The sequence below is a fragment of the Roseateles sp. P5_E11 genome (genome assembly GCF_054049355.1).
This window is the reverse complement of the sequence record NZ_JBFUMO010000250.1, coordinates 1-8,076: the sequence shown is the minus strand read 5'-3', so window position 1 is coordinate 8,076 and position 8,076 is coordinate 1. Positions and strand designations below refer to the sequence as shown.

6 protein-coding genes and 1 tRNA gene are annotated in these 8,076 nt (G+C 69.1%); 1 reads left to right on the top strand and 6 read right to left on the bottom strand.

Annotated elements, in window-relative coordinates:
- The coding region (locus ACXJKR_RS18005) for a helix-turn-helix domain-containing protein (protein ID WP_457323985.1) at positions 1–321 on the bottom strand (321 nt) is incomplete at its 3' end.
- 423 nt (positions 322–744) lie between these two features.
- Positions 745–819 (bottom strand) — tRNA-Arg (locus ACXJKR_RS18000).
- A 101-nt stretch (positions 820–920) separates the two neighbouring features.
- On the opposite strand from ACXJKR_RS18000, the gene ACXJKR_RS17995 reads away from it, so the two are divergent.
- Positions 921–1,268, top strand: a complete 348-nt coding sequence (locus ACXJKR_RS17995; protein WP_056198875.1) for a GFA family protein — start codon at positions 921–923, stop codon at positions 1,266–1,268.
- Between the two features lie 4 nt (positions 1,269–1,272).
- Here the strand turns inward: ACXJKR_RS17995 and ACXJKR_RS17990 are convergent, their stop codons facing one another.
- The 4 genes from ACXJKR_RS17990 to ACXJKR_RS17975 all read right to left on the bottom strand — a co-directional run bounded on the left by ACXJKR_RS17990 (position 1,273) and on the right by ACXJKR_RS17975 (position 7,978).
- The gene (locus ACXJKR_RS17990) at positions 1,273–1,596 is read right to left on the bottom strand and encodes a hypothetical protein (protein ID WP_457323984.1); all 324 of its coding nucleotides are present in this window, start codon (positions 1,594–1,596) and stop codon (positions 1,273–1,275) included.
- 78 nt (positions 1,597–1,674) lie between these two features.
- A complete protein-coding gene (locus tag ACXJKR_RS17985; RefSeq protein WP_235532010.1) occupies positions 1,675–1,977 on the bottom strand; it encodes a hypothetical protein in 303 nt (100 codons plus the stop codon).
- A 293-nt stretch (positions 1,978–2,270) separates the two neighbouring features.
- Complete coding sequence (locus tag ACXJKR_RS17980; protein WP_457323983.1) at positions 2,271–6,155, bottom strand: translocation/assembly module TamB domain-containing protein; 3,885 nt, start codon at positions 6,153–6,155, stop codon at positions 2,271–2,273.
- Positions 6,156–6,163: 8 nt separating this feature from the next.
- A complete protein-coding gene (locus tag ACXJKR_RS17975) occupies positions 6,164–7,978 on the bottom strand; it encodes an autotransporter assembly complex protein TamA (protein ID WP_457323982.1) in 1,815 nt (604 codons plus the stop codon).
- Between the last annotated feature and the right edge of the window lie 98 nt (positions 7,979–8,076).

The window sequence follows — 8,076 nt, the reverse complement described above, 5'->3', positions numbered from 1 at the left end:
CACGAGCCCCTGACGGACGCGAATATCCCGAAGCAACGCATCTATGGCGGCTTCGGCTTCGACAGTACGGTCAGCTGTAACGGTGCGGAAGTCGTGGCCGCGGTCGCCCATCTTTGGGGGTGCCGCAAGGTACAGGCTCAATAGCGAACGTCGGTATGCCTTCGCCATGTTCGCGAGATTTGTCCGCGACGGCTGCTTGTCGCCCTTCTCAATGGCCTCAAGCGACGCTGGAACGATGTGAACAGCGCGCGCCGCTTCCTCCAGCCCCAGGCCGGCACTCTCTCTCGCCCACTTAAACACTTGCGGATTGAACGCTGTCATGGCCCAGGTTGGAGGCCGCCCTCCGTTAACGGGGGTCAGTTTACCGACGTGTTCTCCATCGCCCGTCATGGAAAGCTAGCGCTGCTGGACCGCCTTCACGGTGAAAAGGACCTGAAACGGCGCCGGGGACGACTCGACCTTCAGCGCGCCAAGCACCCGACGCACGGTCGCCAGGTCATGTGCGTCTGTTACGTGCACAAGCAGCCGGCGATACGGCTGCCCAGTTGCGGCCTGGAGGGACGGATACACATTGAACAGATACTGGGGCTTGCGGCCTCGTAGTCGCCCACATTGAGCCCGACCAGGTCCGCTTCGCCTACGATGTATGGCGCCACTCTGAGAGGCTCTGAGAAGAAAAAAGCGCTTCGTCCCTATGAGAACTGAAGCGCTTTGGATGCTCTGAGCGGCTCTGACTGTTCATTGTGGTCCCTCCGACAGGAATCGAACCTGTATCTGCCGCTTAGGAGGCGGCCGTTCTATCCATTGAACTACGGAGAGCACCGTTGGCGCCGTAAAGGCACCGGTCAGGCGGCGCGCATTCTCGCATGGGGTCTCGCGAGCTTTCTGGCAGCATCCGCCTACTCAAGGAGACACGCGACATGACGCACCAAGGAAGCTGCCACTGCGGCCACATCAAGTTCGAGGTCGAGGGCGAGATCGGCTCCGCCTTGTCCTGCAACTGTTCGATCTGCCAGCGCAAGGGATCGCTGCTTTGGTTCGTGCCGCGCAGCGCATTGAAACTGCTGACGCCGGAGCAGAACGCCAGCAGCTACACCTTCAACAAGCATGTCATCCAGCATCGCTTCTGCCCGACCTGTGGCATGCATCCCTATGGCGAAGGCAAGGGGCCGGACGGCTCGGCGATGGCAGCCATCAACATCCGCTGCCTGGAGGACATCGACCTGAAGGCCGTGCCCGTCACGGAGTTTGACGGGCGCTCGAAATAGGCCTTTAGAACTGCGCGACCAGATGGGGTTGGCCGGCCACGCGCGTCAGCACCCGGCGGGGCTGGTGCAGGGTGCCGCCACGCGTCGCGCGTGCGACAGCGGCCTGGACGGCGTCCAGCAGGGCGGTGAGAAGCGGGCGCTCGCCATTGCAACGCGAGCGGGGAATGACCAGGGCGAGGTCCATGGCCTCGCTGCCTTGCAGTTCCAGGCTGGCGTGAACGACCAGCGTGGACGGGGTACTGAGGGAGACGTCGAGATCGGCATCGACAAGATCGGCGGCGACCGGCAGATGGGGCACGGTCCGCGCAGAGAGTGAGTCTGTGAACATGGCCTGAATCCTCGCGGAGGGTCTTGGCGCCCGCTGTCGGGCAGACCAGGGTGGGGCTGTAGGACGGCGCCTGATTGCTCAGGAATGCATCACCGGCAGGGCCTGCTTGACGGTCGGTTTGTCGAACAGGCGGCCGATCAGTGCCCGCGCAAAGAAGTAGTCGTTGCGCAGCTTGTCGCCGAGGGCATCAAGGCCGACGCGGCCCTGGCGGTCGCAGGGAATGTCCAGGCCGGCGCCCTGGTAGGTCAGCGGCTCGAAGTGCAGCAGATGGGTGAGCTCTGGCTCAGCCCGCAGGGTTTCGGCGATGGTCGCCTTGTGCGCGGACTGAGGAAGCGGCAGCGAAGCGGGTGCTGTTGGCGTAGTGAGCTGGACCTGGGTCATGGTGAACCTCCATCGGAATCAACAGGGGTTGATGAAACAACTTTGGTCTCAACGGGGTTTCAGATGTGTAGGCAGGCCGGGATGCCGAATGGCAAACGAAACGCGTCGCTTTGTAGGACGCCGCTGGCGCTTGGGCTCGTTTGCAAGATCTGCGGGTCGAGCGCCGGGCCGCTCCCAAGCCGGCCCGCTCTGGCGATGTGCTTGCGGCTCAACGCCGCAAGCATCGTCGTCCCCTCGGGGGACCGACCAGACTTGCCTGCGTTCAGCAGGGCATGCTGGGCGAGGGGCTCACATCAATCCCATTTCCACTGCCAGATGAGATCGAGCGCGTTGTCGTCCCCGCCCTGGGCCCGCAGCGTGAAGCGCTGGGCGATGCGATAGATGAGCTGCCAGGACCCTGTCGTTGCGTTCAGGCCGCGCTCATAGCCGACATACCAGCGCCGCGAGATCTGCTTGCCCAGGCGCACGATGGTGGCCTTGGTGTCATCGTCGCTCTGCGACAGCGAGAGCTCATCCAGCCCCAGGTTGCGCAGCACCTTGCCTGTCGGGCCTTCGCCTTCGCCGCTGAGCAGGGCCAGGGCGGCGCGCTGCAGCAGGGCCGTGTCGGTGCGGCCCAGGCCATCTGGGCCGCGGCCCAGCAGCAGCCAGGAGAGCTTGTCGGTGTCGCTCATCTCGGGCGAGGAGTACAGGCTCACGCGCGGCGCCAGCGCCGTGCCGCCCACGTAGACGCCGACGCGCACATCGAGGTTGGGCCGCACGGCCAGCAGGTCCAGCGACGGGTTGTCGTAGGCGCCGGTGAAGCTGATGTCGCCGCGCTCGATGTCCAGCTTCTGGCCATAGGCCGCGTACTGGCCGCCGTCGGCGTCGAGCTTGCCCGTGACGCGCAGCGGGCCGTTGTTCTGGCTGACCTGCAGCTGGCCGCGCAGCGTCGTCGCCAGGCCCCGGCCGCGTACCTTGAAGTCGCGGCCGAAGTCCAGCGCGACGTTGACGACGCTGTTGCGCGCGGCCTTGGGTGCGGGCGGTGCGGTGGGCGCCGCGTCGCGCGGGCCGCGCAGCACGGTCACATCGTCGGCCAGCGCGGGCGCGTCACCGCGGCTGAAGTCGAACAGGCCTTCGTCGGCGCGCAGCTTGCCTTCCAGCTTGAGCCCCTTGGCGTCGAGGTCCAGCGCCGCCTGGCCGCTGGCGACGAGGCGGCGGTCCACGCGCGACAGCACGCGCAGCTTGTCGGCCGTCATCTCGATGTGGGCCTTGGGCTGGGCGCCCAACTCGGCCGTGCCGCTGGCGCGCAGCCAGCCATCGCCRCCGCGCGCCTCGAGCTTGGAGAGCTCGGCATGCTGGCCCTTCAAGTCGAGCGTGAAGCGGCCCTCGGTCACATCCACGCCGAACAGCAGATGGCGCAGCGCCAGGTTCTCGCCTTCGGCGCGGCCATTGAGGTCGGGGGCGCCCAGACGGCCGGAAAGCTGCACGGTGGCCGCCGCGCGGCCGCCCAGGCGCCAGCCGGCCGGCACCCAGCTGCCCCAGGTGGCGAGGTTGGCGATATTGGCCTGCAGCACGCCTTGCACGGGCGTCTGCGCGTCAGGCCAGAGCTTGGCCGGGCGCAGCGTCACCGCGCCGCCCAGGCTGCCAAGTTCGCTGCCGGCCACACCCTGCGCGAACTGCCACAGGCCGTCGCGCACATTCACCGCCAGGCGCAGGTCGGTCAGTCCCAGCGCACGCTGGCCAAACTCGTCGGTCACGCGCAGGTCGCCGCTCTGGCGTTCGATGAGCAGTTCGGCGGTGAGCCGATCATTCAGCAGCAGCGAGGCATGGCCCGTCACGCGCAGGTCGCCGCCCCAGCCGAAGTCGGGTTGCCAGCGCGCCATCAATGGCGCGGCGGCCACGTCCTCGAGCTGCAGTTCGGCGCGGGCCTCGGGCCGTTCGCCGCCGGTCCAGCTCAGGGCCTGCCAGCGCACGAAGGCGCCGCCCACCTCGGCGCGGCCGGGCTCGGCCTGCAGGCGTGGGCCGTCGCTGGCCCAGCGCAGGCCGATGTCCTTGGCCGCCAGCAGTGGCGGCGTGTTGGGGCGCAGCGGGCCGATGGCTATGCGCGCAACGCGGCCGCTCCAGGCCTGCCCATCCCAGCGGCCACGGGCCTGGAGCTGGGCGTTCAGCGTCAGGTCTTGCGAGTCGCGCGCCGATGCATCTCGAATGATCTTGCCGCTGACCTCGGCCTTCACATCGTGGGCGCTGCGCCGGCCTTGCAAGTCGAGCTTGGCGCTGGTGAGCTGGGCGAGTGGGTCACGCAGCTGGCTGATGTCCAGGTTCAGCGCGACCGGGCCATCGCCATCGGCGCCGGGCAGGGGCAATTCCCAGCGCGCCTTCAGGGCGGCGATGCTGGTGCCCAACGCCTTGGCGGAGGCCAGCGACAGCTTGCCGCTGCCGCCGACCTGCCATCCTTTGATGCCGCGCACCAGTTGGAAACTGCCATCACCCTCGCCCTGGCCGGCGATCGGCTGCTGGTCAAACAGCGCCAGCAGCGGGTTCAGCTCGGCCAGCGCGCCGGCCTTCAGTGCGGCAGTGCCGGTGATGGCTTCGGCCCGAGCCTGGCCGCTGGTCTGCACGCGGTTGTTGCCCAGGCGCCCGTCGATGTCGAAGGCCGCCGCGTMGGCGGCGCGTTCGCGCTGCAGCTTGATCCGGCCTTCGAGGGGCAGGCCGGCGAACTGGCTGGGCAGCAAGCGGGCGTAGACGTTGCCACTGAGCGTGGCGATGGTCTTGCCGCGCACGTCCACATCGGCCTCGGCACTGAGTCGTGTCGGGCCGGGCAGGCGAGCCCAGGCCGAACCGGGTGCGCCGCGCCACAGCAGATGCGGGTCGAACTGGCGCAGCTGAACCTTGAGTTGCGCGGCACCGGCGGTGTCGACGCGACCGCTGGCCTGCAGCGTGGCGTCGCCGCTGGCCAGTTGGGCGTCCTCGATCTGCCACTTCGTGCCCTCGCCCCGGGCTTTGGCCTTCACGCGCAGCGGGCGGTTCTGCACCGTGCCGGCGAGGTCAAGCTTGGCGCTCAAGGGGCCGGCCTTGCTGCCCGCGAGCGTGAGCGGCCCATCCAGGCGCGCCGGCGTGGCTCGCGCGTCCAGCGTTTCGGGGCGCAGGCCCTGCACGCGGGCGTCGAGCTGCCATCGGCCATCGGCCTCACGCGCTCCCTTGCCTTGCACTCGACCACCGCCGGGCAGTTCGGCATCCAGCGCGGTCAGGCGCAGGCTGGTGGGCTGGTCGGGCCGGCCGGCCAGCGCAATGACGAGGCGGTTGACGGGCAGGGCGCCCTGGTCCCATCGGCCGGCAGCGGCGTTGTGCAGGTCGGCCTGCAGCGTGGCTTCGGCATCACGGGCCGGCGCCTTCAGCTGGGCGTCGCCGCTCAGCGCCGTGCGTGGCAGGCCGGGCATGAGGGCCGCCAGGTCGAGCTTGTCGGCCTTCAGTTGCAGCGCGTTGACGGGCCAGGGCGCAAAGGGCTGGACCTCGCCGTCGGCCTTCAGTGTCTGGTGGGCGGCTTCCAGTTCGGCCTTGGCCTTGAGCCTGGCCAATGGGCCGGTGACTGCAGCGACGGCTGACCACGGCAGGTCGGTCGCTTCGGCCTGCTGCACGCGCAGCGTCGCGTCGGTCTGCAGCGGCGCGGCACTCTCGATGCGGGCCTTGCCGGCCAGCGTCAGGTGTTGCCAGCGAGCAGCCTTGAGCTCGATGCGATGGGTGCCGCGGCGGGGCAGGTCCAGCTGGGCGTCCAGGCCGAGCAACGGTGCCTGATCGGGCGCCCAGCTCAGCTTGGCGATGCGCAGACTGGCGATCTGCACGCCCAGTGGCAGTGTGAGGTCCGGCGGAAGGGCGATGGGCTTGTCGCTGGCCTGGCTGCGGATGACGACCTCGTCCACGGCCAGCTCGCGCGCCAGCAGCAGGCCGGCGCTGGGGCTGACGCCCAGGCCCTTCCAGCGCAGTCCGCGCAATTCGGCCGAGCCACCGGCCCAGGTGAGGATGAGGCGACGCGCGCTGAACTCGCCCATCAGTGAGCCCTCGGGGGCCTCGATCTGCACACCGGGCAGATGGGCCAGCAGCCAGGCACCACCCGCAGGGCGTTGCAGCAGCCAGGCAACGAAGCCGGCGATCAGCACCAGCACCAGCGCCAGCGCGATCAGGGCGGCACGCAGGATGCGCAAGGATCGCCTCACAGCGTGATCCCCACACTAAAGTGCAACCGCCACTTGCCGGTTTCCTGCGCACGCGCCAGGTCCACGCGCAGCGGGCCGACGGGGCTGCGCCAGCGCACGCCGGCGCCATAGCCGATGGCGGCGCGGTAGTCCTGCCAGCGCGAGGCAGCATTGCCGGCATCGACGAAGACGGCGCCCCACAGGCTGGGGAAGCTCGGCATGATGGGGTGCGCGATTTCCAGGCTGCCGGTGGCCAGCACGCGGCCGCCGACGGTCAGGCCGTTCTTCTGCGGGCCCAGGCTGCGATAGGCATAGCCGCGCACCGACTCGTCGCCGCCTGCCAGGAAGAGCAGCTTCTCGGGCACGCCGACCTGCTCCTTCGACACCACCTGGGCCACCTCGGCGCGCGCCGACGCGAACCAGCCACCGAAGGGCTTGTAGACGCCCAGCTTGAACTGCATGCGGCCGAAGGGACCGCTGTCGTCGGTGCCGCCGCCCTTCGCATAGCCGAAGCCGACAAGGGCCAGGGCCTGGTGGCCGTCGGTGGGCAGCAGGGTGCTGTCCAGGCGGCGGCGTATCCACTGCTGGTTGATGGAAAGCGCCAGGTTGGTGTTGACCTCGCTGCCGGCGGTCTCGCGGGCACGCAGCAGCTCGACATAGCTCAGGCGCTCGTCGCGCGTCGACTCATAGAGGCGGCCCAGGCGCACGCCCAGGTTGGTGGCGATGGTGTCGCCGGTGCGGTCCTGCTCGTACTGCAGCGAGGCGAGGTTGCGTTTCAGGTCGGGTTGGGGGTGGGAGCTCAGTTCCAGCTCGCCGCCGCGCAGGTCGCGGCTGAATTGCAGCTTGGTGCGGGCGCGCACGGGCAGATCGAAGGGGCGGCGGTGCAGATGCTCGACGCTGATGCTCTGGCCGGTGTTGCTGTGATAGCCCACCGCCACCGTGGCCTGTTGCAGGGCCGACTCGGTCAGCGTGACTTGCACGGGCGTGGTGCCGTCGGCGTTCGGGGCCTCGGGCAGCAGTTGCACGCGCACGGCGTCGAAGAGCTGGGTCTTGGCCAGGCGCTCCTGGAACTCGGCCAGCTTCTGCTCGGTGTAGTCATCACCGGTGTCGAAGCCGGCCAGGCGCTCGACGGCATTGCGGCTCTGGCGCTTGAGCCCTTCGATGCGCAGCGCACCGAGCTTGGCACGGTTGCCGCTGGCCAGCACGAGGTGGAGCTCGGCGGTCTGCGTGTCGGGATCGACGCGGGCGGCCGTCTCGGCCCAGCGCGCCAGCGGATAGCCGCCATTGCGCGCGCGCAGCAGCAGATCGCTCTTGGCCGAGGCCCATTGCGACTGCGTGAAGGCGGCGCCGTTCTTCAGCGTCCAGGCGCTGCGCAGGACTTCCCGCAGGGCCTGGGCCTGCTCGTCGGCCAGGCCTTCGGTGAACTCGAGCTCGAGCTTGTCGACCCTTGTCACCGGCCCCGGCTTGACGGTGAGCAACAGCCGCGTCTCGTCTGCCGTGTCGCGGTCCACGTCGGCCTTGGCGTTGAAGTAGCCCTCGGTTTCCAGCAGCGTCTCGGCCTGCGCGGGCGCGGCAGCGGCCAGGCGGGCCAGCTCCACCCGGCTCAGCGCCGCCTCGCTGGCGCGGTAGCGGGCAAGGTCGAGGTTCTGGGCCAGCAGCGTGCGCAGGCGCGCGGCCTCGCGGCTTTCGCCGTCGATGCGGATGTCGACGCTGTAGACGGCCGGCGCGTCGGCCGGGATGTCCGGCGCCGGTGGGGCGGGTGCCTGCGGGGGAGCCTGCGTGGCACAGGCATTCAGCAGCACTGCGACGAGCAGTGCAAAGAGACGCTTCATTTGCTGAGCAGCCGCATCGCGCCTTCGAGTCCGGAAAGGGTCAGCGGGAACATGCGCTGCTGCATCAGCTGCTGGATCAGCGCGATGCTCTGCCGGTA